27 protein-coding genes and 2 pseudogenes are annotated in these 24,560 nt (G+C 64.9%); 20 read left to right on the plus strand and 9 right to left on the minus strand.

Going from position 1 to position 24,560, the window contains the following annotated elements; all coding sequences use genetic code 11:
- Positions 1–2: 2 nt before the first annotated feature.
- On the minus strand, positions 3–293 hold the full coding sequence (locus VDQ28_RS05180) for a helix-turn-helix domain-containing protein (RefSeq protein ID WP_323034924.1): 291 nt from the start codon (positions 291–293) through the stop codon (positions 3–5).
- Positions 290–631, minus strand: coding sequence for a type II toxin-antitoxin system RelE/ParE family toxin (locus VDQ28_RS05185; protein ID WP_323034925.1), 342 nt, complete (start codon positions 629–631; stop codon positions 290–292). The genes VDQ28_RS05180 and VDQ28_RS05185 overlap by 4 nt, the downstream gene beginning before the upstream one ends.
- Before the next feature lie 60 nt (positions 632–691).
- Between VDQ28_RS05185 and VDQ28_RS05190 the strand changes: the two genes are divergently transcribed.
- Positions 692–3,151 carry a phage tail tape measure protein gene (locus tag VDQ28_RS05190; protein WP_323034926.1) on the plus strand — a complete coding sequence of 820 codons (2,460 nt, stop codon included), beginning with the start codon at positions 692–694 and terminating at the stop codon, positions 3,149–3,151.
- The gene (locus VDQ28_RS05195) at positions 3,144–4,319 is read left to right on the plus strand and encodes a hypothetical protein (RefSeq protein WP_323034927.1); all 1,176 of its coding nucleotides are present in this window, start codon (positions 3,144–3,146) and stop codon (positions 4,317–4,319) included. The genes VDQ28_RS05190 and VDQ28_RS05195 overlap by 8 nt, the downstream gene beginning before the upstream one ends.
- Positions 4,320–4,601: 282 nt before the next feature.
- Here the strand turns inward: VDQ28_RS05195 and VDQ28_RS05200 are convergent, their stop codons facing one another.
- The gene (locus VDQ28_RS05200) at positions 4,602–5,225 is read right to left on the minus strand and encodes a LysE family translocator (protein ID WP_323034928.1); all 624 of its coding nucleotides are present in this window, start codon (positions 5,223–5,225) and stop codon (positions 4,602–4,604) included.
- A 1-nt stretch (position 5,226) separates the two neighbouring features.
- A complete protein-coding gene (locus VDQ28_RS05205) occupies positions 5,227–5,691 on the minus strand; it encodes an Lrp/AsnC family transcriptional regulator (RefSeq protein WP_323034929.1) in 465 nt (154 codons plus the stop codon).
- Positions 5,692–6,343: 652 nt separating this feature from the next.
- On the opposite strand from VDQ28_RS05205, the pseudogene VDQ28_RS05210 reads away from it, so the two are divergent.
- The 6 genes and pseudogenes from VDQ28_RS05210 to VDQ28_RS05235 all read left to right on the plus strand — a co-directional run.
- Positions 6,344–6,742, plus strand: a pseudogene (locus VDQ28_RS05210) (GH25 family lysozyme); the annotation flags it as partial.
- A 38-nt stretch (positions 6,743–6,780) separates the two neighbouring features.
- Complete coding sequence (locus VDQ28_RS05215; protein WP_323038068.1) at positions 6,781–7,131, plus strand: GH25 family lysozyme; 351 nt, start codon at positions 6,781–6,783, stop codon at positions 7,129–7,131.
- Positions 7,132–7,363: 232 nt separating this feature from the next.
- Positions 7,364–8,224: a phage BR0599 family protein gene (locus VDQ28_RS05220; RefSeq protein ID WP_323034930.1), complete on the plus strand. Its 861-nt coding sequence runs from the start codon at positions 7,364–7,366 to the stop codon at positions 8,222–8,224.
- A 56-nt stretch (positions 8,225–8,280) separates the two neighbouring features.
- On the plus strand, positions 8,281–8,529 hold the full coding sequence (locus VDQ28_RS05225; protein WP_323034931.1) for a hypothetical protein: 249 nt from the start codon (positions 8,281–8,283) through the stop codon (positions 8,527–8,529).
- Complete coding sequence (locus VDQ28_RS05230; RefSeq protein WP_323034932.1) at positions 8,526–8,789, plus strand: hypothetical protein; 264 nt, start codon at positions 8,526–8,528, stop codon at positions 8,787–8,789. The genes VDQ28_RS05225 and VDQ28_RS05230 overlap by 4 nt, the downstream gene beginning before the upstream one ends.
- Positions 8,779–11,907, plus strand: a complete 3,129-nt coding sequence (locus VDQ28_RS05235) for a phage tail protein (protein ID WP_323034933.1) — start codon at positions 8,779–8,781, stop codon at positions 11,905–11,907. The genes VDQ28_RS05230 and VDQ28_RS05235 overlap by 11 nt, the downstream gene beginning before the upstream one ends.
- A 65-nt stretch (positions 11,908–11,972) precedes the next feature.
- Here the strand turns inward: VDQ28_RS05235 and VDQ28_RS05240 are convergent, their stop codons facing one another.
- Positions 11,973–12,158 (minus strand): hypothetical protein, encoded by a 186-nt coding sequence (locus VDQ28_RS05240; protein ID WP_323034934.1) that lies wholly within the window; start codon positions 12,156–12,158, stop codon positions 11,973–11,975.
- A gap of 148 nt (positions 12,159–12,306) precedes the next feature.
- Between VDQ28_RS05240 and VDQ28_RS05245 the strand changes: the two genes are divergently transcribed.
- The 5 genes from VDQ28_RS05245 (at position 12,307) to VDQ28_RS05265 (ending at position 15,392) form a co-directional block, all read left to right on the plus strand.
- Positions 12,307–12,981, plus strand: coding sequence for a DUF2793 domain-containing protein (locus VDQ28_RS05245; RefSeq protein ID WP_323034935.1), 675 nt, complete (start codon positions 12,307–12,309; stop codon positions 12,979–12,981).
- Positions 12,978–13,256, plus strand: coding sequence for a hypothetical protein (locus VDQ28_RS05250; protein WP_323034936.1), 279 nt, complete (start codon positions 12,978–12,980; stop codon positions 13,254–13,256). The genes VDQ28_RS05245 and VDQ28_RS05250 overlap by 4 nt, the downstream gene beginning before the upstream one ends.
- A gap of 3 nt (positions 13,257–13,259) precedes the next feature.
- Entirely contained in the window at positions 13,260–14,126 is an 867-nt protein-coding gene (locus tag VDQ28_RS05255; RefSeq protein WP_323034937.1) for a hypothetical protein, read from the plus strand.
- A gap of 165 nt (positions 14,127–14,291) precedes the next feature.
- Positions 14,292–14,600: a hypothetical protein gene (locus VDQ28_RS05260; RefSeq protein WP_323034938.1), complete on the plus strand. Its 309-nt coding sequence runs from the start codon at positions 14,292–14,294 to the stop codon at positions 14,598–14,600.
- A gap of 117 nt (positions 14,601–14,717) precedes the next feature.
- Positions 14,718–15,392, plus strand: a complete 675-nt coding sequence (locus VDQ28_RS05265; protein WP_323034939.1) for a YcbK family protein — start codon at positions 14,718–14,720, stop codon at positions 15,390–15,392.
- Between the two features lie 11 nt (positions 15,393–15,403).
- On the opposite strand, the gene VDQ28_RS05270 is transcribed toward VDQ28_RS05265, so the two are convergent.
- Positions 15,404–15,751, minus strand: a complete 348-nt coding sequence (locus tag VDQ28_RS05270; protein WP_323034940.1) for a hypothetical protein — start codon at positions 15,749–15,751, stop codon at positions 15,404–15,406.
- A gap of 140 nt (positions 15,752–15,891) precedes the next feature.
- On the opposite strand from VDQ28_RS05270, the gene VDQ28_RS05275 reads away from it, so the two are divergent.
- Entirely contained in the window at positions 15,892–16,092 is a 201-nt protein-coding gene (locus tag VDQ28_RS05275; protein ID WP_323034941.1) for a hypothetical protein, read from the plus strand.
- 121 nt (positions 16,093–16,213) lie between these two features.
- Here the strand turns inward: VDQ28_RS05275 and VDQ28_RS05280 are convergent, their stop codons facing one another.
- Genes VDQ28_RS05280 through VDQ28_RS05290 form a run of 3 tightly spaced genes read right to left on the minus strand, consistent with a single transcriptional unit; the run spans position 16,214 to position 18,522 of the window.
- Entirely contained in the window at positions 16,214–17,560 is a 1,347-nt protein-coding gene (locus tag VDQ28_RS05280) for an acetyl-CoA carboxylase biotin carboxylase subunit (RefSeq protein ID WP_323034942.1), read from the minus strand.
- A 1-nt stretch (position 17,561) separates the two neighbouring features.
- Positions 17,562–18,266: a GntR family transcriptional regulator gene (locus VDQ28_RS05285; protein WP_323034943.1), complete on the minus strand. Its 705-nt coding sequence runs from the start codon at positions 18,264–18,266 to the stop codon at positions 17,562–17,564.
- A 31-nt stretch (positions 18,267–18,297) separates the two neighbouring features.
- Positions 18,298–18,522, minus strand: coding sequence for an acetyl-CoA carboxylase biotin carboxyl carrier protein subunit (locus VDQ28_RS05290; RefSeq protein WP_323034944.1), 225 nt, complete (start codon positions 18,520–18,522; stop codon positions 18,298–18,300).
- A 178-nt stretch (positions 18,523–18,700) separates the two neighbouring features.
- Here VDQ28_RS05290 and VDQ28_RS05295 point away from each other — a divergent pair.
- From VDQ28_RS05295 to VDQ28_RS05320, 6 genes and pseudogenes are all read left to right on the plus strand, one after another.
- Positions 18,701–19,576: pseudogene (locus VDQ28_RS05295) on the plus strand (carboxyl transferase domain-containing protein); the annotation flags it as partial.
- Positions 19,577–19,652: 76 nt separating this feature from the next.
- Entirely contained in the window at positions 19,653–20,195 is a 543-nt protein-coding gene (locus VDQ28_RS05300; RefSeq protein WP_323034945.1) for a carboxyl transferase domain-containing protein, read from the plus strand.
- A gap of 11 nt (positions 20,196–20,206) precedes the next feature.
- Positions 20,207–21,730 carry an AMP-binding protein gene (locus VDQ28_RS05305; protein WP_323034946.1) on the plus strand — a complete coding sequence of 508 codons (1,524 nt, stop codon included), beginning with the start codon at positions 20,207–20,209 and terminating at the stop codon, positions 21,728–21,730.
- Complete coding sequence (locus VDQ28_RS05310; protein WP_323034947.1) at positions 21,727–22,719, plus strand: TRAP transporter substrate-binding protein DctP; 993 nt, start codon at positions 21,727–21,729, stop codon at positions 22,717–22,719. Before VDQ28_RS05305 ends, VDQ28_RS05310 begins: the two co-directional genes overlap by 4 nt.
- 286 nt (positions 22,720–23,005) lie before the next feature.
- Positions 23,006–23,299: a TRAP transporter small permease subunit gene (locus VDQ28_RS05315; protein ID WP_323034948.1), complete on the plus strand. Its 294-nt coding sequence runs from the start codon at positions 23,006–23,008 to the stop codon at positions 23,297–23,299.
- Entirely contained in the window at positions 23,296–24,558 is a 1,263-nt protein-coding gene (locus VDQ28_RS05320; protein ID WP_323034949.1) for a TRAP transporter large permease, read from the plus strand. Before VDQ28_RS05315 ends, VDQ28_RS05320 begins: the two co-directional genes overlap by 4 nt.
- Positions 24,559–24,560 lie beyond the last annotated feature (2 nt).

The raw sequence follows: 24,560 nt of genomic DNA on the forward strand, positions 1-24,560 counted from the left end.
TGTCACCCGGCCAATGTGCGTTGGACAATCTTAGGGTCCTTGTCAATCAGCGCCAGCAGCACCCGCGCCGGGCCCTCAGGGCTACGGCGGTGCTGCTCCCAGTTCAGGAGCGTGCCCTTCTTCACCCCGATGCTGCGGGCAAATTCGGCCTGCGAGAGCCCGGTGCGGGCGCGGATCGCCTGCACATCAGGCTCGGGCAGTTCGATCTCGTGAACCGCGGCCTGAACTTCACCCCGGGCATGGGCCAAGGCCTCTTTCAGCCCTTTCTCGATGCTTGTGAATGCGTCGCTCATTTCGTCCTCCGGTAGCTGGCGGCCAGTGCGGCGCCCAGTTGCTTGACGGCTTCGGTCTCGACTGGCGTCAGATTGGCCTTCTCGTTCTTGGCAAAGACCGTGATCAGGAAGATCGGTGCGCCGTCCTCGGGGCTGAAGAAATGGATCACACGGTAGCCCCCACTCTTGCCGCCCCCATCGCGAGCAAAGCGGAACTTGCGCACCCCGCCACCGATCGACACCCCGGCCATGGGGTTGCGCGCCACGAAATCAATCAGTGCAAGCCGCTCGTCCCCGGACATGAGGCTGCGCGCACGGCGCTGGAACTCCGGTGTCTCGACAACAGTGACAATGCTCATAACCCCAATTATGCGCCAATGACGTATAAGTCAATGGCGCAGTAACGCGAAGAGAACCCAATGACTGAGAAACGCGTTTCTGTCCGCCTGTCTGCGACGGGCGGGCGGCAGGTCCGGGCTGAGTTGGAAGGCGTGGGCGAAGCCGGTGCCCGTGGGTTCGGCCGCCTGTCGCGCGAGATGGAGGGCGCGAATGTCCGACTTGCTGCCTTCGCGCGGCGTGCGGGTGTCGCCATGGCGGCAGCGGCGGCCGCTGCCGCGGCGACCGGCGCGGCGATGATCCGATCCGGGCTTCAGACGGTCGATGCGCAAGCCAAGCTTGCCCAGTCGCTCGGCACGACGGTTGCTTCCATCCAGACGCTGGAGCGCGCGGGCGAACTTGCCGGCGTGTCGATGTCCGGCATTGAGCAGGCGACGAAGGATCTGACCAGGCGGTTGAGCCAGGCGGTGGCCGGGACCGGCCCGGCGGCGGACGCCCTGACCCGACTGGGCCTCACGGCCAGCGGGTTGATGGCCCTGCCGCTCGATGAGCGCGTCGGCGCGATCAATGCGGCCATTGCAGAGTTTGTTCCGGTCGCCGAGCGTGCCGCCGTCGCCGGTCAACTCTTTGGCGAGGAGGGCTCGATTGCGATGGCGCGGATCGATACCGCGACGCTGCGCCAGGCGACGCAGGATGTGCGCGACTTCGGTGTCGTGGTCTCCGAGCAGGATGCTGAGCAGATCGAGCGGACCAATGATGCGATCTCGCGGCTGGGCCTGATCTGGCGAGGTCTGTCGAACCAACTCGCCGTCGCCGCCGCCCCTGCTCTGGAAACCGTCGCCGATGCCATGGCGGCGGCGGCGCGGGCCACCGGGCCGTTGGGCATCGTAATCCGGGGGCTCTTTGACAATCTCGGGCGGCTGACTTCCTATGCGGCCGGGATTGCAGCGCTGATGGCCGGGCGGTTTGTTGCGGCCTCGGTGGTCGCCGCTGTGTCGGTGCGAGGCCTCGCCACGGCGCTGGTGATCTTGCGCGGTGCTCTGCTGCGCCTGCCCTTGATTGGTCTTGTGGTGGCAGCAGGAGAACTGATCCACTGGTTCGGGCGCCTTGTTCAGGGTGCGGGCGGATTTGGGAATGCGCTCTCGCTCTTGGGCGATCTCGCGCGTGAGGTCTGGGAGCGCATGCAGCTCGGGGCTGTCGCCTTGGGGTTATCAATCATGGCCAGCTGGGCCGAGATCAAGGCCGCAATTGCCGAGGCGCTGCAAACCTCACTTGAAGCGGTGGTGGGTTTTGGCAACGCGGCACTGAACACGTTTCAAGGGGCGTTCGAGGCAATCAAGGTGCTTTGGGGCGCGCTGCCCGGTGCGATCGGGGATATCGCGTTTCAGGCGGCGAATGCGCTGATCGGCGGTGTCGAGGCAATGCTGAATGGCGTGGGCCAGCGCATCAACGGGTTTCTGGAGGGGATCAACACCGGCCTTGAGGCGCTGGGCATCGAGCGGCGCATCTCGCTGATCGGCACGCTGGAGCTTGGTCGGATCGACAACCCTTTTGCAGGCTCGGCCGCCGAAGCTGGAACCGAGGCCCGCGCGGCGTTTCAGGCGGCGTTCAATGCCGCGCCCATCTCAATGCCGGACCTTGGGCTTGGCACTTATGCCGAAGAGGCGCGCGGTCAGGCTGAGGCTCTGCGCGCGACCCTGGCCGGCGTGGTCGAGGCGGCAACAGCGCCCCTCGACTCCGTCGCCGCCTTGCGCGAGGCGGTGGCGGCAAGTGGTCTGGAAGCAGAATCCGCTCTCACGGGCGCGCGCACCGCAGCCGAAGGGCTCGAAGAGACCCTGGATGCCACACGCGAAGCCGCAGGCCGCGCGGGCGGGGCCGGTCGTGGCGCAGGGCAAGCTCTGCGCGAGGCCGCCGATACTGCTCGTGGGGCTTGGGAGGCAACGACGGAAGCCGTCCGGGCGGCGCAAGAGCGATCTCGCGAGATCGCCCAAGGGCTGGCGCAGGACATTGTTGGGCCGATCAAGGACGCGCTGAAATCCGGCGAGTTCACCTGGGAGACATTCGCCAGTGCCATCTCGCGCATCGCCCAGAACCTTGCGAGCCGGCTGATCGAGCTGGCCTTCCAGCCGATCGAGAACGCAATCATGCGGGCCTTCTCGGGCATGGGCGGCGGCGGAGGCGTGGGTGGCTTCTTCGCGCGCCTCTTTGGCTTCGCCAAGGGCGGCATTTTTGCCGGTGGTCAGGAATTGACCGCTTTCGCGCGCGGCGGTGTGGTCAACCGACCCACGGTGTTTCCCTTTGCCAAGGGCGTGGGCCTCATGGGTGAGGCAGGGCCGGAGGCGATCCTGCCGCTCAAACGCGGTCGAGGTGGACGGCTTGGCGTCGAGATGAACGGGGATAGCCGGGGATCGGCAGCCCAGATGTCGACGCGCATCATCAATGTGCTCGACCCCTCCGTCGTCGGCGACTATCTCGGCACACCCTCGGGGGAACGGGCGATCCTGAATGTGATCCGCCGCAACCGGAGTGCGCTGAATGCCTGAGTCCGAGCGCACACCGCCCCTCTGGCCCTTCCCGGCGGCGCAGGAGATCAGCGAGGTGCTGGAATGGCGCACCGACGTGCTGCAGGCGCGCGCGGGCGAACAGCGGATCGCGCTAAGACCCCGCCCTCGCGAGATCGTCACATTCCGGCATCGGCTGGACGCGCTGGGCATGGCGCGGGCGACGGAACTGGCACGCGCCGGGTTTGTTGGAGACTGGGACGTGCCGCTCTGGCATCTGGCGGTGCAGCCGGTGGCGGATCTCACACAGGGTGCGACCGAGGTGCCGATTGACCCGACCGTGTCGGATTTCCAGGCCGGCAAACTGGCGGGCATCGCCGTTGATGGCGGCGAGGTTGCACCGGTGGCAATCGCCACTGTTCAGCCTGACCGGCTGATCCTGGCGGAACCGCTGGGGCTGCAACTGCCCGCTATGTCGGTGGCGGCGCGCCGGATCACGGTTGTGCCAATTCGCGCCGGCATACTGACCTCGCCTGTCGAGATCACACGCCGCCGGCAGGGCGATGGCACCGTCACCGCCAGCTTTCTGCTGCGAGATACGCCGCACCTGAGCCCACTGACATTGCCGAGTTATCTCGGACGCCCGGTTCAGACCGACCCCAGCCTTGTCCGCCGTTCGCTGGCCGCCAGCCTGCGCCAGGCGGTCGAATATGTTGACAACGGCTTTGGCCCGGTGGTGATAGAGCCGATCCGCGATCTCTTCGAGCGATCCGAGGCGATCACTCTCAAGGCGCAAGGTCCGGCCAAGCGGCAGGCTTTGCGCCGCTGGCTCTGGTCCCTGCGTGGTCGGCAGGCAAGTTTCTGGCTTCCGACCTGGGGGCATGAGTTGCAGCTGCGCTCCGCCATGACCCCGGGCGCTGAGCTTATGCGTGTGGCCCCGGTCGTATCGGTCGCGTCGATCGGATCCTATGTCGGGCGCCGGATCATGCTTGAGATGCCGGGGAGCCTGCGGTTTCGAACGATCACCGCTGCGATCGAAGACGGGCCCGATCACAGGCTGACGCTCTCGTCAAACCTCGGCGAAGCTGTGCCCTTGGGAACAAAGGTGCATTTCCTGACGTGCGTGCGGTCGGATACGGATCGGATCGAGATCCAGCATGGCGCGGTGGCGAGTGAAGTGACCTTGCCGGTGGTGGAAGTGCTGGAGTGACGGCGGGTGTCGCAAGACGCCGTCCGAGAACCGTTGCGACGCGCAGCGAGGGGTCCCGGCCTCGAGGAGCGGACCGGACATTCGCGGCGTGTTGCTCAAGGGTCTGCAGTGCGGACTTAGCTGCCGTTTGCGATGTAGTGCGGAATGTCCGCTGGTCCGATCAAAAGTCGCGATTTCAATTGAGAATCGTGATCTTCTTGACTGGGTGCTTATCGCCTAACCGGCAAAAGGCGCTCGTGTTGGAATAGTCGCAACCGAGGATGGCGATGTGCTTCGGCGCCATCAGAGCGCCCCCCACGCGATCCAGATGCCCCAGATCAGAAGGACCAGACCAGAGATCAGGTCAAGCCACCGAGTGGCACTTGGCGTGATGCGGGACCGCGCCATTGACGCCGCCGTGACGAGAAATAGCCACCAAAACGTAGAGCCCAAGAAGACCCCCAAGACCAAGATATATGCTGCGCCTGGGGATGACGCGGCTGATGCCCCGAGGCCCGCAACAAGCGCTACAAATGCCAAAATCGTCATAGGGTTGGAGATCGTGAGTGCGAAAGTGGTCGCGAAGGCCGGTATTAGCCCGTTCGCCGCTTTGGCCTCCGCGGGTTTGGCAACAGACCCTGCGCCCTTCAAGAAGGCTCGGAGCGACAGCAGTCCCAGAAGCGCAATCATTGCTCCACCGAACAGCTTCATCGGCTCCGCGTAGCTGATCAGAATGCCCGTCGCGGCCAGCCCGGCGGCAACCATGAAGCCGTAAACCGCGTCAGCGCTGGCGGCCCCAAGACCCGATGCGAGGCCGGATGCTCGTCCATCAGCCAGAGTGCGCTTGATGCACAAAAGCCCAATCGGCCCAACTGGGGCAGCGACAGCCAAGCCAACCCCAATTCCTTTTATCAATAGGTCTATCAACTCAGGCTCCGTCAACTTCGAGCGCGACGTGCAACGCGGCTGTTTCTTTGTGGGTTTTCATGGCAAAAATCGTTTCGGTGCGGTGGACTGCAACGAGAGGCTTCACCACCTCTGCGAGGAAATCCTGCACGGCTTCCATGTCTTGCATGCGCAGTTTCAGAAGGTAGGAATGCGCACCCGAGATGTGATGCAACTCCATGACTTCGGGCCGCGCGCAGAGGACCTCAACGGCTTCAGCTTCTCCGTCATAGCCCATGTCGATCAAAACGAAACCCGCAAGACCCGTGCCAACGAGATGCGGATCAAGTGCCGCATGCCAGCCTTGGATTGTGCCGTTAGCTGCGAGTCTGCGCAGTCGGTCATTGGCGGTAGAGGTTGGCACGCCCGCAGCTTTTGCAATTGCCGCGGTCGACGCACGTCCGTCGCGCTGAACGATTTCGCAAATTTTCCGGTCAATTTCATCCAAAATCGGCCCCCATCTGTGAACTTGGAATTATTTCGTATAATATTCGAGATTGTTAGTCAATTTCGGAAGTGGCCTGCTGCCATCCACCCCTGTTCGGACGTGAGCCGATTGAACGAGGCGCATGCCGGAAGCCTCTCCCCTCTGATTTTTTCAGAAAATGTCTGTCGGCTGGTCGAAAGCCGTCATTCGACCCGAACGCAGCATCCGTGAGTTTGGGCTCAAAGCTGCCATTCGCGGCTCATGGCACGAAGGTCGGCGAACGGCCGCGCATGACGATGCATCGTTGGGTTTGGGGCGGCCAGCCGTTCTGTCGCCACAACCTCCTGTCATTCACATGTGACTGGTGTTCGAAACACCCTCGCCGAAGCTGTGGAAGTTCGCCCGACATCTCGCCACCGCCTTTGGCAACGGGGTGCATGACTGGGGTGTCGGCCCATGTTTGGGAGGAGGACGGTATGTCAATCGCTGGTGTCGGCATGATCCTGGCCGGATCGCAAGCCGAGACAAACCTCGCTGACGGCAAGGCCAACCTGGTTGCAATCGGCCACGCCATGCTCGACGATCCAAGAGGGGGCCATCAAGCGATTGCGGCCCGGGCATGCAGACGGGGTTGGTGACGCCGATGACAAAGATTCTCACGCTTGTCGTCATGATGTTGGCGCTTGTGGGCTGCGGCGGAGGTCAATCCCCTGTGCCGGGCCTTCTTGCACCGCGGGTGCTCAACGCCGGGGATTATCGCGCACCTGGGATTCCCGCGCAGTTTGGCGACACGGATCCGCACGGCTGGACCGGCCTCACCCCGGCCCACTACGCGGTCCACGGCATCGACGCCGCGCGTTATAACGGGCTGATCGACTTCGCGGCCGCCCGGGCTGCTGGTGTGCAGTTTGCCTGGTTGAAGGCGACCGAGGGCGGCGACCTGCTCGACCCGGGATATGGGCTCAACGTGCTCAGGGCGCGGGAGGCCGGCGTGCCCGTGGGTGCCTATCATTTCTATTACCCTTGCCGCGACATCGCCGAGCAGGCGCGCTGGTTTATCGCCAACGTGCCGCGCGTTCCCGGTGATCTGCCGCCGGTGTTGGACATGGAGTGGAACAACCACTCGCCCTCCTGCCGGCTGCGCAGCCACCCTCGCAGGTCCGCGCCGACATCGAGACCTTTGCCCGAATTGTCGCAGCGCATTACGACACAGCGCCTGTGGTCTATGTCGCGCCGGACTTCTACCAAGACAACGATCTCGGCGCACTTGAGAGTGTCGAATTCTGGCTGCGCGCGGTCACCGACCATCCGTCAACACGGTATCCCGGTGAACACTGGAGCTTCTGGCAATACAGTGGAACCGGTGTTGTCCCCGGTGTGCCGGGTCAGAGCGACCTCAATGCTTTCGCGGGCGATAGGGCGGCGTGGGACCTCTGGCTGGCGGCCCGGCGGCAGCGCTGAACTGGCCGATAGGCTGACCGGTCACCGTGGCCGGCTTTGCCCGGCTGATGCACTGTCTCCATGAGGCGGATGTGATCCCGGTCGTTTTGCTCCGCGTCCACCGTATCCTGGCGGGCTGAGCGGTTGCCGATGAACCATGCCGGAGAGATATCGCGGCACTTGCCCCCCCTCAACTGGCACCCCCTCAACCGATGAACACCCTGCCCCACTGACACCCGCTGAGTCCCCACCCATGACCTACGCCAGCATCGAAACCTCGCCTGCCGAGGGCCGCCCGTATTTCCTCTATCAATTCGTGGAGGGGGCGCAGATCTGGCGCTTCACCAGCCGCATCGATGCCTGGGCCAGTGCGGGCAGCGGCGGTGAGACGATCACTTGGGAGCCCGCCGCCGTCGCCCATGGCGACGTGGTGCAGACCAGTGAGATTGAACGCGGGCGTCTGGAACTGACCTGGCCTTTGTCGCATCCCTTCGCGCGTAGGTTTCTGTCCCCCATGGGCAATACGCCGGTGACGTTGACGATCTTTCGCGGTCATGAGCAGGTTCTGGGCGAGACGGTGGCGCATTGGAAAGGCCGCGTGGTGGGCGCCGAGGTTGAGGGGCCGCGCATCCTCTTAACCTGCGAATCCGTCTTCAGCACGCTGCGCCGGGCCGGCGTGCGCGCCAAGTACCAGCGCCTTTGCCGGCACGCGCTCTATGGGCGCGGCTGTGGTCTCGATATTGCGGAGCATTGGCAAACCGGGACGGTCACAGCCGTTGCCGCCAATGCGATCACGGTCCCTGAGGCCGCGGAACAGCCCGACGGCTGGTTTCGCGGCGGGGTGCTGCGGTTTGGGGCGCAGCTTGGCTTCATCACCGGCCATGCGGGTGCGGTGCTCCTCTTGTCGCGCCCCATGCCGGATCTGGCCGCAGCTGTGGCAGCGCCAGAACTGGATCCAGAGACCGGCGATCCAGTTCCCGTCCTCGTCGACATCGCCCCGGGCTGCGACCTGCGCGCGGCCACCTGTGCAGACAAATTCAGCAATCTTCTCAACTTCGGGGGCTTTCCCGAGATCCCCGCCAGCAACCCCTTTGGTGGCGGCTCCATCGTCTGACGCACCCGCGTTAGTCCGACGTCTACGCAGCGCTCATCCGCAAACGGCAATTCCCCATGGTCTGGACCTTCATTGCACGCCTCGTTCTCGGGCTGGTGCTCTCGGCAATCTCCTATGCGCTGAACCCACGCCCCAAGACCGAGAAGCCCCAAGCGGCCGGGCTTGACGATTTCTCGCTGCCCACCGCCGAAGAAGGCCGACCGATCCCGGTGGTCTTTGGCACCGTGCTGATCACCGGGCCCAATACGGTCTGGGCCGGCGATCTCAAAGTCGATCCCATCAAGAAGAAAGGCGGCAAGAAATGACGCGACCGGATCAAACCGCCCCAGACCCCCTTTTTGTCACGATCCAGGACCTGCGCGCCGCGCGCTATTGCCTCGCAGGCGTGCGGCCATGGTTTCAAAGGCATGGCTTCAACTGGCAGGATTTCCTCACGCAAGGCATCGATGCCGAGCGCCTGCGCGCCACCGGCGACGCGCTGGTCGATCCGGTGATCCAGGTGGCCGAGACGCGGCAGGCACGCCTTGCAGCGCTCGCGCCCCAGGAGGCTAGCGGTGGGCGGTAGCAGTTCCCAAACCGTCGGGTTTCGCTATTCGCTGGGAATGCATCTCGCCCTGTGCCATGGACCCGTCGATGCGATCCGCGAGATCCTGGTTGATCGCCGCACGGCCTGGTCCGTCACAACCGGCAGCAGCACCTCCGGCGGAGGGCCTGCGGTGGAGAAACCCATCGGCTTTGCCACCGGCATGGCAGCGATCCCTGGTTTGGCCGGGAGCCTCGGTGCGACGATCACCTTTCCCGGCACGCTGCCGGGCGTGCGCGTCGGCCAGGACTATCGGCTGCGAATGACCGATGGCACAAGCCAGCGCGTCACGCTGCAAGGCGTGGCGTTTGACTCGGCGACCGAGACCACGTCCTGGACAGTGTTGCCCGCCAGCCTCGCGTTTCCGGCGCAATCGGTCGAGAGCCTGCTCGCGACCACCGGTGCCAGCAACGCGGGCGCGGTCGGCGGGCGCATCCGCATCGATGCCCCCGATCTCTTTGGCGGTGAGAGCCGCGAAGGCGGCATCAGCGGCGATATCGATGTGCTGATGGGCGGTCCCGAGCAAGGGCAGAACGACTATCTGGCAGCCCGCATGAATGGCGAGGTGCCAGCCTACCGCGGGCTGTGCAGCCTGGTGCTGCGGCAGGTCTATCTCGGCATCAATCCATACCTGAAGCCCTGGGCCGTGCGGATCACCCGTGTGCTGTCCGGTGAAGCAGGTGCCCAGCAATGGTATCCTTCGAGCGCCGCCATCGTTCCAGAGGCCAGTATATCCGATGCCGCGATCTATATCGCGCTGGACACCTCGGGGTCGATGTCGGGCACCCGCATGGCGGCGCAAAAGGCGGGCGTTGCCGCGCTCATCCGCGAGATTGGCACAAGCGTCGATCCCGACCGGCCCAATGACATGCGCATCGTGTTGTGGAACGCAACGGTCGCGGGATCCATAGAGCGGCGCGATATGGGCCCCGATGACTACACGGAGCTCGAGGCCTGGATGCTGGCGCTGCCGATCGCGACCTTTGGCGGCACCAGTTTCAACGCAGCCTTTGCCGAGGCCGCCGCCTTCTTCGCCGGCAGCGGTGCCAAGCGGCGGATTGCGATCTTCGTCACCGATGGGTTTCCCGAACCCGCCTCCTCGGTTGATGCCGCCGAGGCTATCATCGCTACCCTGCCCCCAACCGATATCTTTGGCTTCAACATCGCACTGACAGACACCACCTGGACCGCGCGCATCGACAACACGCCGGTGGACGGCGTGCCGGTCATCCCGCCCGGCGACAGCCAAGCGCTGGTCGCCTCGCTGCGCGGTGCGTTTGGCAACGGGCCGGATATGAACCCCGCCCATATCATTCGCGAGTGCCTGACCAATCGCGACTGGGGTCTCGGGTACTCGGCTGTCGAGATCGGGGAAAGTTTTACCGCAGCGGCCGATACGCTTTACGCCGAGGGTTTCGGCCTGTCGCTGATCTGGCAGCAGGACAGCTCGATCGAAGAGTTCATCGCCAGCGTCCTCGACCCTATTGATGCCACGCTGTTCATTGATCGGCGCACCGGGCTCTGGGAGATCAAACTCATCCGGGCCGATTACACGGCTTCGACGTTGCCCTTGTTCGATGAGACGAATGTTGTCGACTGGGGCCGCTTGGGGCGGCGTGCGCCCTCTGATCTGGTGAACTCGGTCACCGTGCGCTTCACCGATGCAAACACCGACGAGACGGGCGCGGTCAGCGTGACCGACACCGCCCGGGTGCAGGCCATGGGTGAGGTCATTGCCACAACGCTGGACTATCCCGGCATCCGCGCCCAGGGGCTTGCGGTGCGCGTGGCGGAGCGCGATCTGCGCGCACTGTCGGTGCCGCTTCTGACCGGCGAGATTGTCGTGAACCGCGAGGGCGCGGACCTCGGACCCGGTGATGTAATCCGGCTTCGTTCGGACAGGCTGGGGATCCACGATGTGGTCATGCGCGTCTCCGAGATCGGTCAGGGCGACGGGCGCGACAATGGAATCCGCCTCAAACTCGCCGAGGATGTGTTTGCGCTGGGCGCGACCGCCATCGCGGGTGGGCGGATGCCAAGCGGCACCGGCGTTGCGGCGCCACCTCGGGCGCTGGCGCGGTGTTTGGTCGAGGAGGCCCCCTATTGGCTGCTGGTCCGCGAGTTGGGCCACAGCGAGGCGGACCGAATTCTTGCCGGGGATCCGGACGCGGGCGCGCTAATCGCCACGGGCGAGCGGCCCAGTGCGGATGCGCTGGCGGCGCAACTCTGGATCGACTCTGGAACTGGGCCGGCGCAGGAAGGTGTCGTGGCTTTTGCACCGACGGCAGTTTTGGCTGTTGACGTTTCGGATCACCCCGAGGATCGGGTTATTGCCGTCACCGGCTGGCGTGACATTAGCGAGGTCGGGATTGGCACGCTGGCCTCGATTGGCGGTGAGCTTGTGCGCATTGATGGGATCACCCAGACGGCGATCACCGTGGGCCGGGGCTGCCTTGATACGGTGCCGCGCGCGCATGTGGCGGGAACGCCGGTGGTCTTCTTCGACGAGGCCGCGCGGATCACAGAAAGCTCTTGGGCTGCGGGCGAGACCCTGGCGGTTCGGCTTCTGCCCGAAACCGGGCGCGGCACGCTGGCTTTTGCGCTGGCCCCCGAGGATGGTGTCACACTGGACCGCCGCGCCATCCGTCCGCTGCCGCCGGGTCGGGTGCGGGGCAACGGCAGCTACGTGCCAGACGTGGGCGCCCTGATCTCAGGTGACCTGGAACTAACCTGGGCGCATCGGGACCGGCTGACGCAAACCAGCCCGGTGATCGTCGATCACACTGGCGCCTCCATTGGCCCAGAGCCGGGTGTCGGCTACATCATCGAGGTTCGATGGATCGATCCTGATACAGGCGTGGCCATTTTGCCCGCTGGGCTCGTCATCGACGCGGGGTCTGGCACCAGCTGGACCGTCACCCCCGAAGATATCCCCGAGAGCGGCGCGCCGGAACGAACCGCCGAGATCGAGGTCGCGGTCCGGTCGCAACGGCTAGCCGACGGCCTCTGGATCACGGATCGCGAGGCGCGCTGGTTTCGCCTGACTGCGCCCTTTGCCCCTGGCTGGGATCGTGGCTGGGGATTTCTTTGGGGCAGCTAAAAGCGGTGATCACGGCCCTGTCCGTGAAGAACCGGGAGGTGCCGCGCCGGCCACGTGGCTGCGCATCAATCCTTCTGCATCTGGAGCAACTCCTCGGCCAGCCTGCGATCAAACGGATCGTCACTCAAGGCAAGCAGCACCGCGCAGGCGTGGTGCAGGCTGACCGTTTCCGCGCGCGTCCGTAGAACGGCACGCGCCGAGGCGATCTGGGCGCTACGGCGCTCGGGATGGTAATCGATACTGTCAAACACGGACGGGCTACCAATTCTTCTCAGCACGAGCCCGCAGAGGCCCGACAGGGTGCCGCAAACCATACGGCCCCCACACTGCGCCCGGAACGCGCCTCGCGCAATCCGGCACTTCATCCAGACACACTCTTGCACCTTAACGAGGACACACATGCCGGAACGGATCATGCCGGGACTGGGGCTGCGCGCCTTCTACGATCCCGGCCAACGCAATTGGGGTACCAGCCTCAGCCAGGACTTACGCCGCCTCTCGGTGATGGTGCAGGCCCGCGCCGCATCGCGCAGCACCCCGCTGCCGATCACCGGCAGCACCGGCCAGATCCTGATCGTGCCGGCTGCGGCGGGCGCCAATGCCAATGCCCTTGCACTTTGGGACGGAGAGGTCGGTGCAGAAGCTTGGGTGTTCCTCACCCCGCAAGAGGGCTGGCAGGTTTGGATCACCGATGAGGCGCGGTCTGTGCGTTTCTCCGGCGGAGCGTGGGTCGAGGTGCCGCGTCCGGGCATTGTGCCGATCCGCACACTTACGGGCACGACGCATGTTCTGGAATTGATCGACACCGGCAGCATTCTCGAGACCAGCGGGGCTTCCCCGGTGACCGTGACAATCCCTGCCGAGGCCGTGGTCGCCTTCGAGATCGGCACACTGATCAATGTCACACAGGCGGGCAGCGGCGTGGCGACGATCACCGCCGGCGCGGGCGTCTCGCTAAACGGTGTCGTTGCCGGATCGGTCGCCCTCGATGGACCATGGTCCGGCGCCGCCCTTACCAAGCACGGTCCGGAGACTTGGGTCATTCAGGGTGCGTTGGCGGGAAGCGTGGCATGAGCCTCCTGATGATGCGCGCCGCGATCTTCGCGCAAGGCAGCACCCTGAGCCCTCCGCCCCCGGACCTCTATGAGCCGCCCGCGGCAGACAGCATCCTTCTCGCGTTCAGCGGGGGACCCTTCGTCCCTCCAGAGAGCGATGCCATCACCCTCATATTTGGCGAAAACCCACCGCCGGGCCCCTACGCACCACCCAACGCGAGCAATATCACCCTCGTTGTCCCCGACATCGCGTTCGCCCCTCCGGTGAGCGACACAATCCTCCTGGAGTTTTGACACATGGCCCAATTCAAATGGCTGGCCCCGGCGCGCTGGGCCACAGCCGACAACGCCTTTAGCAATACCGAAGCTGATCTGGACCTGCTGACCAGCGGCGCCTCCAAGAGCTTCTTTGGCCCTTGCGGCATGCAATCCACGTTCGGTCGTCCGGGTGGCGGCGGCAGTGGGTCAAGTTTCCGGATCACCGCGGACAACACGCCCAGCGAGACCAACGAGATCCTCGCGGTCTTCCCCAACCCGGCCAACAACCAGACCAGCCAGTGTTTCTGTCGCACCCCCGCAACCTGGACCTCAACCCCGAACGGCAGCATCTTTGTCGCGCCCCAATCCTCGACCGTGGTGGTTCGCCGCAGGAACACCAGTGGTGGCGAGGGCGATCTCGGGACCATCAATCTGGCGTCGCTCGGTCGCAACCGCTGGCCCATAAACGTCAGGCTGCGGGTGACCGGGACCGGAACCGTCAGCGTCTTCGCCAAAGCCTGGCCCATTGGCGAGCCCGAACCTGTCGGCTGGGATGTGACCACCACGTTCACCAGCACCAACGACACCGGCTTCTCGACCATCGGCCGCACCGGGACCGGGTTCCCCGCCTACATGTCGCATTTCTCGACCGGGACACATGGCGACAGCGCACCGCAACTTTATGGGGCCCTTTCGGGCATCGTACGCGCCGACGACACGCCGGTCTCGCGCCCCGTGGTGGCCGTCGCCCGCGGGGATCAGAAATATCTGTTTCATGGCCAGAGTGACGCCAGCGGGGCGTTCTCGCTGCCCGCCCTGATCGGTTTTGACTACACGGTCTTTGCCCTCGATCCCCTCGCCGGACCCTACAACGCCGCGGTCGTCGACAAGGTCGCTTTGATCTGATCGCCAGCCCCACCTTCGCACAGCCATCCGAGGTTGGGCTCGTGTCACCGTATGGACCGCGCCCCAGCCCCGTAAAGCCAGCCCCAAACACCACGAGAGCCACCGCCGTCGTCGTTCGCAACGCCGCCCGCATGTGTCTCGAGAATTCCCCATGAAAGAACCGACATGACGGATCGCACCACGCTTCTACAGGAGGTTGGCCAGGCCCTTCGCGACAATGGCCTGACCGCTGCCATCACCGCACTGGTTGGGGGCAGTGTTGCCTTGCTGGCCTCCGCCACGCGCAAAGCGTTCACCAACGACGCCATGCTGGCACGCCTTGACCGCGAGTTGATCGCCGAGCGCCACCGCGTCGATCGCCAGCGCGCCGAGGACCGCAAGGGCGATGCCGACCGGCTGGAACGCATCGAGGCCGACATCCGCGCCATGCGCGATCTGATGTTCGAGGCGTTCCAGCGCGGCCGCACCGACTGAGCAGCGTGCAACTCTGACCAACCAACATACTCGCGGCGGCGGCCTTGCCCGACCGACCCCGAAGCCTGTGCCACCCCGTGGAGCAGGGCGGAACCCTTTTACATCTGGAGGATCACGATGACGACCCTGACCTACACCCATTGGCGCGACGTGCCGGAAACCACCTGGCACTGGCCCAGCTTCTCGCCGGCCGAGATCGCCTGCCGCGGCAGTGGCGCGATCAAGATCAAAACCGAGGCGATGGACATGTTGCAACGCCTTCGCAACCGGCTCGCCAAGCCGCTGATCGTGCTGTCCGCCTATCGCAGCCCCGAGCACAATCGCGCCGTCGGTGGCGCGCCGGCGTCCAAACACATGCAGGGCACCGCCTTTGACATTGCCATGGCGAACCATGATCCAATGGCGTTTGAGGCGGCGGCGCGTGAAGTCGGGTTCCTCGGCTTTGGCTTTTATCCGCGCTCGGGTTTCATGCATATCGACCTCGGCCCAGCGCGATCCTGGGGCGACCGCTTCCCGGTCCAGGCAACGGCGTTCATCGAGGAAACACCGCCCGCGCGCGAAGTGCTGGCCCAGAGCCGGACGCTGCGCGGCACCGGGGCTGCAGGCGTGGCGACCGTCGGTGCGGCTGGGATCGAGGTCGCGCAGGAGGTCCTGGCCGAGACACAGGACGCGGTGCTGCCGCTTGTACCGTATCTAGAGACCCTGCGCTGGGTGTTCATCGCCGTGGCGCTGGGCGGGATTGCCGTCGCGGTCTGGGCACGGATCGATGATTGGACGCGAGGGCGGCGGTGATGTGGAGCAGCTTACTGGCCAGTATCCTCCCCCGGCCAAGGGCGCTTCGGGTAGCGACAATCGCTCTCGCTGCGCTCACGATCATCCTCTTCCTTCTCAATCTCCGCCGTATGGGCGAGCGCGCAGGCCGTGCCGCCGAGCGGATCAACATGCTGGAGCGTACCAATGCCATCCACCGCCAGATGCTGGACGCAGCCGCTCGCCGTCCTCGTGATCGGAGCGAGTTGGTTGATCGGCTGCGCAAAGGCGGGTTTTGACGCCCCGCCCAGCGCCTGCCCGCCGGTCGTGGAGTACAGTCGAGCCGAACAGGCGAGCGTGGCGGACGAGATAGCTAGGCTGCCGGAAGGCGCACTGATCATAGGTTGGCACGCAGATTACGCAGTGCTGCGCGAGCAGGCGCGAGCGTGTCATCGGCCCCTGTGAGCCCGTCGAGATAGGACTGGACTGTGCACCCCAGTCACGCCTGTTGTCACTGTAACTGCCACTAGGAGCCCAAGCCATGCCCCCCAAATACCCCGATTTAACGGTCGAAGTAACCGGCCATGACGGCAACGCCTTTGTCATTCTCGGTCGCTGTCGCCACGCCGCACAGCAGGCCGACCTTAACGATGACCAGATTTCCGCCTTTATGGCCGAGGCCATGGCGGACGGCTATGATCACCTGCTGCAAACCGCAATGCTCTGGTTCAATTGCGTCTGACAAGAACCGGGCTTATTCCTCAGAACCCACCATCTGCTGCTCTAGGGTCAGGATGTGGGATCGCCCGGCGCGTGTCGCGAGAGCGCAGCGGCCCGTTGTCGACCATGCGGCGAAACGGCAATTAGCCTCGATCCAGCATCCGTGTGTCGTGCTGCAGCGTGGCAAAGCGCGCGTCCACGAGCAGAGCGCCTACGAAGGCGGCGTTGGTCCGAATCCCCTCGATCCGCAACCGGTCCAGAGCGTCGAGCAGCCGCGCGATCGCCTGTTCCCGGTCGGCACCATGGGCAATCAGCTTTATCACCAACGGGTCATAGTGGGGTGTGACAAGGTCGCCTTGACCATACCCGCATTCGACGCGCAGCCCCTCGCCCTGCGGCAGCTCCAGCCGGTCCAGGGGCCCGGGCGACGGCAGGAAGCGCTTCTCGGGGTTCTCGGCATAGATCCGCGCCTCGATGGCATGCCCGGTGATCGCCAGCCGATCTTGCCGCAAATCTTCGGCGACCGCCTGCCCCATCGCCAAGCGGATCTGCGCGGCGACCAGATCCGTACCCGTGACCATCTCGGTAACCGGGTGTTCGACTTGAATGCGGGTGTTCATCTCGAGAAAGAAGAAATCCGCCGTGACCGGGTCATACAGATATTCCACGGTCCCCGCCCCGGCAAAACCGATCGAGGTTGCCAGCCGCACCGCTGCCTCGGCCATCGCGGCGCGGACAGGGTCTGGAAGCCCCGGAGCGGGCGCCTCCTCGACCACCTTCTGGTGGCGGCGCTGCAGGGTGCAGTCACGTTCGAACATATGCACGGCACGGCCATCGCCGAAGCCGAAGATCTGCACCTCGACATGCCGAGCGCGGGACAAGAATCGTTCCAGATAGGCGCCATCGTCGCCAAAGGCCCGCGCGGCGACCTGCCGGACCTGCGCAATCGCCTCGACCAGAGCCGCAGGGTCCTCGACAACCCGCATCCCGTGCCCACCGCCACCCGCCACCGCCTTGACCAAAAGGGGAAAGCCAACCGCCTCAGCCAACGACGGCCAAAGCGCCGGATCGTCTGGCAGTCGTCCGGTGCCGGGCAGCACCGGCACCCCGGCGGCAAGGGCGGCAGTGCGGGCGTTGTGTTTGTCGCCCATGAGACGGATATGCTCGGGGTCCGGGCCGACGAAGACCAGCCCGGCTTCGCGGACAGCCTGCGCGAAGCCGGCGTTTTCCGAAAGAAAGCCATAGCCGGGGTGGATCAGCGTGGCGCCGGTCTCGCGCGCCGCCGCAAGTATTGCGGGGATATTCATGTAGCTGTCTTGCGCGCGCGCCGGACCGATGCAAACGCTACGGTCGGCCGCCTGGGCATGAGGCAGGTCGGCATCGGCTTCGGAATAGACCGAGACAGTGCCGAGGCCCAGACCGCGTGCCGCCCGGATCACTCTGAGCGCGATCTCACCGCGATTGGCCACGAGAAGGATAGGGGCGCTCATGTCAGACCTGCGCGGTCAGCGCAGAAATCGCGGCATCGCGCGACTCCAGCATGAGTGTCTTGGCCAACGCCCCCGCCCGCGGCCCATCGCCCTGTGCCATGAGGTCAACCAACTCGGACCAAACCTGCGCCGAGCGTTGCCGCCGCGCGACGCTTGCCAGCCCGAGCCGGGTGTAGCGCAGCGTCTGACGGGCCAATGACAGCAGCATTTCCGAAAGCCGTCTGTTGGGCGTGGCCGAAATCAACATGACCGACAACTGGTGGCTGAGCCGGGCAAACTCAGGCCCGCCATCAAGGCTGGCGGCCACAGCCCGCATCTGGGTCGTGATGGCAGCAGCCTGCTCCAGTAACGCGTCGGGCATCTCTGCGCAAAGCCGCTCCGTCGAGACGCCGATCAGCGCTGCGCGAATTTCGAAGATGTCGGCAACCTCCTGCACAGTCAGTTGCGTGACCTGCGCGCCCTTGTTGGGCAGGATCCGGACCACGCCGTCCATTTCGAGGATGCGCAGCGCCTCGCGCACCGGGCCACGGCTGACCTGATAGGCGTCGGAAAGGTCTTGTTCGCGCAGGGGTTCGCCGGGTTGGTAGGCCCCATCCAAGATATCCTGCCCGATCCGATTCGCGATCTGCTCAGGCAGGGTCAGCGGGCGCATCCGGGCGCGTTCAAGGCGCGGCAGAGCGGATTGGTAAATTTGGTCACCAGGCATGGCGCATCCCTTCGAATCGGGCGTAATCGTATCAGTCGCGGGTGAGCGTGGCGAGCAACTGCCCCTCGCGAACCACCTCGCCCTCGGCCACATGCAGCGCGACAAGCTTCGCGGCGCAAGGGCTTTCGACCGGTATCTCCATCTTCATCGATTCCAGGATCAAGATTGGGTCGCCCTCGGCCAGGGCCTCACCGGGCGTTGCGGTCAGCTTCCAGACCGCGCCTGCCAGATCGGCCTCTACTCTTAGTTCCACCATTTCGCCCTCCTCGCGTCAATGCAGGGAGTCTTGCCAATTATTGTACGATTGTCAACAATCCTATTGACAGCAATAACCACGCGCCTCTAGCGTGAGAGAGCCTGAACGAGGGGGGAGTCCGATGTCTTGGCAACCTGAAGTCGATGAAATTGCACGCCGGCGCGCGATCGCCGAGGCGATGGGAGGCGAGCAGGCTATTGCGAAACTGCACGCCAAGGGCCGCCTTAGCGTGCGCGAACGGATCGATGCGCTGCTCGATCCCGGCAGTTTTGTCGAGATCGGCGCCCTGACCGGGCAGGCCCGCTACGATGAGACTGGCGAACTGGTCGCCCTGACGCCCGCCAATGCCCTCATCGGAACGGGCCGGATCGACGGGCGCAAGGTTGTGGTTTTGGCCGACGATTTCAGCATCCGTGGCGGGTCATCCGAGGCGACGATCTCGGAAAAATGGATCTATGCCGAGCGTCTGGCGCTGGAATACCGCCTGCCCCTTGTTCGGTTGGTCGACACGGCCGGGGGTTCGGTCAAGCTCTTGGACAAGGATCAGGCGACCAAGCTACCTGGCTATCCAACATGGCCCCATGCGCAGATGATGGGCGAGGTGCCGATGGTCGGCGTGGCGCTGGGAGCCTGCGCCGGGCTGGGGGCCATCAAGGTCTGTGGCGGCCATTTCTCGGTCATGGTCAAGGAGCAAGCGCAGGTCTTTGCCGCAGGTCCCTTTGTTGTCAAGGAGGGGATCGGGGTCGAGGTCGACAAGGAGTCGCTGGGTGGCGCCTCGATGCACGCGCGTGGTTCGGGACTCGTGGACAACGAGGCCGAGGACGAGGCCGACGCCCTCGCCCAAACGCGCCGGTTCTTGTCGTATCTGCCGGCCTCAGCCCACGACCTGCCGCCCGTCACCGAATGCGACGACCCCGCCGACCGGCGCGATGAGTGGCTCTTGTCCGCCATCCCGCGCGAGCGCCGGCGCGTCTACGACCCGCGGAAAATCATCCGCGCAATCGTGGATCGGGACAGTTTCTTCGAGATCGGACGGTATTCCGGGCGGTCCTCGGTCACCGGCTTTGCGCGTATCATGGGACACCCGGTGGGAATCCTGGCAAATGACCCGGCCCATGGCGGCGGGGGGGATGACGGTGAAATCCTCGATCAAGATCGAGAGTTTCGTGGACCTGTGCGACACCTTTCACATCCCGGTTGTGTCGCTGTTCGATCAGCCCGGCATCATGATCGGCCCCGATGCCGAAGCCCAGGGGACAATCCGGTTCGCCATGCGCGCACTCGCCGCCATCGAGCAAAGCCGCGTCCCGTGGTGCACCATCGTCGTGCGTCGAGCGTACGGCGTTGCCGGTGCTGCACATGGGCGACAAGGGGGAATTAACTTGCGGTATGCTTGGCCCTCGGCCAACTGGGGCTCGATCCCGCTGGAGGGGGGCGTGTTGGCGGCCTTCAAGCGCGAGATCGACGAAAGCGATGATCCAGCGGCAGCCCGTCAGGCACTGGAAGACAAGTACCGTGCTCTGACCTCACCCTTTCGCACCGCCGAACGGTTCGGGATCCTCGACATCATCGACCCGCGTGACACGCGTCCCCTGCTGGCCGACTGGGTTGAGGGGGCTGCCCGCCTTCTCCCCGATTTGCGGGGCGTGGCCACCCGACCGATGCGGCGCTGAAGGGGGCTGGCATGGTGCGGATCATCGCCGGATATGAATATGACTGGGCCGCCGTGCAGTTTCGCGACCTGCCGTCGCTGATCTTCGGCGACGAGGTGTTCACCTACGCCCAAATCGACGGCCGGGCAAACCGGCTGGCCCATGCCTTGATCGGGCTTGGGCTGAAACCAGGCGCGCGGGTGGCTGTTTTACTGAACAATTCGGTCGCGAGTCTTGAGACCGTGATCGGCGTGGCCAAGGCTGGGCTGGTGTTCGTCGCCCTGAACGCCCGCCATGCCGGGCCCGAACATTCCGCGATCCTGGCCGATTGCGGGGCTGAGGCGGTGATCGCCGGGCCGGAGTTTGAAGCCCTTGCTTCAGTGCTGGGCAGCCATGGCCCGCTCATCGGTATTGGCTGGGGCGATATGCGATACGACCAGCTGTTGGCCTCCCAGCCCGACCATCCGCCGCGGATAGAGATTGACGAGGATGCGCTGGTGCGCATCGCCTATACCTCGGGCACCACGGGTCAGCCGAAGGGTATCGCCTATAGCGCCCGTCGGCTGAAGGCACGCTACGATAACTTCTTCGCCGCGCTCGAATACCGGCTCGGACCGCAGGACAGCATGATCCATGTCGGCCCGCTGACGCATGCCGCCGGCAATTACTTGCTGCCTTACTACTTGCGCGGAGCGCGGAACGTGATCCTGCCCCGCTTCGACCCTGATCTGCTGCTGCGCACGGTCGAAGCGCAGCGGATCACCCATCTCTTTTTGGTGCCCACAATGTTGATCCGTGTGCTGGATCATCTGGATACGGGCGCCACTTATGACCTTTCGTCGCTGTCGATCATCAACTACGGCACCGCGCCCACCCCTGTCCCGGTGATCAGCCGCGCGCTGGATCGCTTTGGCCCGATCCTGCGCCAGCATTTTGGCATGTCGGAATGCCCGCAGCCGCTGACACTGCTCTACCCGCAAGACCATTTGCACCCCGCCAGGCTGGCGTCCTGCGGGCGGCCGACGCTGAACCTGCGGATCGAGGTGCACGGCACGGACGGCCGCAGCCTGCCCTCGGGCGAAGTCGGCGAAATTGCGATCGCGGCTCAGGGCGTGGCCGATGTGGCCTACTGGCGCCGCCCAGATCTGAAGGCAGAGGCGGTGCGGAACGGCTGGCTGATGACAGGCGATCTGGGGCGGTTCGACGACGACGGCTTTCTTTACATCGTCGGCCGCAACAAGGAGATGATCATCTCGGGCGGGTTCAACATCTATGCGCGCGAGGTCGAGGACGCGCTGTTCCGCCTGCCCGGCGTCGCCGATGCAGCGGTGTTCGGCATTCCGGATCCGGAATGGGGTGAGGTCGTGGTGGCCGCGGTGGTGCACCGCTCCGGTGCGGTCCAGGACTTGGCCGCACTGGGCAATCTGATCGCGGGCTACAAGAAACCCCGTCGGGTCCTGACGTTGAACGAATTGCCACGCAACCTGGCGGGCAAGGTAGACAAAGGCGCATTGCGAGCGCTGGCACAACAATCCATGGGAGGAGAACCAAAATGACAATGATCCGCACGATATCCTTGGCCGGGGCCTTGGCCCTGATGGCCTTGCCGGCGCTGGCGCAAGTGCGCCTGTCGCACCATTTCCCGCCGACGCATCCCTCGGCGCAGGCCATCGACGCCTTCGCAGCCGATGTTGCCGCGCGCACCGATGGCGCCCTGACGATAGAGGTCTTTCCCGCCGGCCAGATCCTGTCCGCGCGCGACGTTATGGGGGGCGTGGCAGCGGGCTCGGTCCAGATGGGGGTCGCGGTGGGGCTGGTCAGTTTCCCGGCCATGAACCGTGATTATGCGATTTCGGCCCTGCCCGGCCTGTTCGACAGCTTCGAGACCCTGCGCGGCTTCTTCGCCGAAACCTCGGAGGGCCAGCGCATCTGGTCCAGCCTGACCACAGATCTGGGCCTCGCGGTTGTGGGCAACATCCCCTCGGGCCCCTCGGCCGTCTATTCGGCGCGCGAGGACCTCTCTACGGCGACCAGCTTTCAGGGCGCCAGCGCCCGCGTCCTGACCGAGGCCGACCGCGCGCGGTGGGAGGCCTTGGGGGTTGGCCGCATGGTCAGCGTGCCGACTGGCGAAGTTTACACGGCCTTGCAATCGGGCATGATTGATACGCTGGCCTCGGTTCCCGGGGCGGTCAACTCGAATTCCTGGTGGGATTTTCTGAACGCCGTGCAACTTCCATGGTACGTCTTCGCCGATGGCCATGTGCTGGCCAACGCCGCTTGGTTCGCCAGCCTGCCTGCGGATCATCAGCAAGCGCTGACCGAGGCGGGTGCCACGATGAGCGCCGTCACAACCGCTGGCATTATGGCGGTCGCCGAGGCACAGATAGCTCAATTTGCCGCTCATGGCGGGCAGGTGTTCACATTGGAGGGAGAAGAGCTGGACGCGCTGCGCGCACTGGACGCCGAGCAGGTCTGGCCCGCCATGGCCGCCCAGCTCAGCCCCGGCGTGCTGGAAGCCGCCCTGGCCTATATCGCCGCGCGCTGACACGCGCCAGGCGCCCGGCCCTGACCTGCCGGGCGCCAGCCAAAGCATCTCAAGAAAGGGGCGGCCATGGTTATGACAGGGTTGCAACGATTCAACGACCGACTGGGAAGCGCCTGCATCGGGCTGGCCACGCTCATCGTGGGGTTTGCGGTCTTTGCCTATGCTGCCGCCGCCTTTGAGCGCTACGTCTGGGGCATCGGCCTATCCATCCTGAACGACCTACCGCCACTGATGATCCCTTGGGCGGTGTTCCTCTGCATGGGGGTGCTGTTCCGGCTGGACCGGCATGTTGCGGTGGATTTCCTGCCCGCGATCCTGCCGGCCCGCCGGCCGGACGATCCTGCACATGGCGTTGGCCGCGCTGACGCTGGGCACCGCCATAGTCTTTGTGCTGGGCGCGAACGAGGCGCTGACGTTCTTTCGCCGCTTCAACCAGATGACCGAGACCAGCCCGCGCTTTCCACAATGGTGGGTGTTCCTGTCATTTCCCGTGGGTTTCGGCCTCCTGGGCTGGTTTGCCCTCGAGCGCCTAATCCTGAGCCTGCGCGACTTGCTTCGCCCGACGGAGGTGCGGCCATGATCAAACTGTCCGTCGCCCTTTCCGCCGTGCTGCTCATGATCTCACTGCCGATCTTCCTGGTGTTCGGCATCGGCTCGACCTTTGTCGCGCGCGAAGCGCTCAACCTGCCCTGGACGCAACTTGTCCAGACCTCGGTCGGCGCGGTTTCGAAACACCTTCTGCTGGCGGTGCCGCTGTTTATCTTTGCCGGCTACGTCATGGTCGCTGGCGGGATGGCCGCGCGGCTCGTGAACCTCTGCATCGCGCTCGTCGGGCATTGGCCCGGGGGGCTGGGCATCGCAATGGTGCTGGCGATGGGGTTTTTTGCCGCGTTCTGCGGCTCGATCCTGGCGGCAATCACGGCCATCGGGACGATCTTGATGCCCAGAATGATCGAGAACGGGTATCCCGCACCCTTCGTCGTGGTCCTTGCCGCGATGGCCGCGCTGATCGAAGGGCTGATCCCGCCCTCGAACGCTGCGATCATCTACTCTGCGCTGTCGTCGGTTCCAGTGGCTCAGACCTTTGCCGGCATCCTGCCGGGCATCGTGCTGGCACTCATGTTGATTGTCTTCGTCGCCATTCGCTGCCGCAACCTGCCGCGCAGCCCGCGTGCCAACGGGTCCGAGCGGATGGCCGCGGCAGTGGCCGCTTTGCCAGCGCTGGTAACACCGGTCATTATTCTGGGTGGCATCTATGGTGGCTTCTTCACGGCTGCCGAGTCGGCAGCGGTGGCCGGGGTATGGGCAATCGTTGCTGGCTTCGCGATATATCGTGAGCTGACGCTTCGTGCACTCGTCCGGGCGTTGGTGGCCGCGACCCTTGCCACCGCGGTGATCTTTGTCATCATCGCCATGGCGACGCTGCTGTCGGTTATCCTGACCTTCACCGGCACGCCGCAGGCGCTGGTCGACTGGTTCCTGTCCTGGGGCTCGTCACCGCTGGTATTCCTGCTGATGATCGCGCTGGCCTGCCTTGTCCTGGGCACCTTTATCGAGGTGGTGCCGATCTTTTACATCATCATCCCGATGACACTGGCGCTTTTGCCCGTGCTGGGGGTCGACCCGCTGCACTACTACATCGTCCTCGCGGCCTTCATCGGAATGGGGATGCTGACGCCGCCGGTGTGTCTGGGCCTTTACACCGCCGCTGCCGTGGTCGGCTTGCCGCCGCAGCGCGCTTTTCCGCAGATCCCCCTCTTCTTTGCGCTGGGGCTAGGCTATGGCTTGTTGATGATCCTGTTCCCATCGCTGGCGACATGGTTCCCGTCGAGGTTGTGATC

Source organism: Pararhodobacter sp. (assembly GCF_034676545.1).
GTDB lineage: Bacteria > Pseudomonadota > Alphaproteobacteria > Rhodobacterales > Rhodobacteraceae > Pararhodobacter.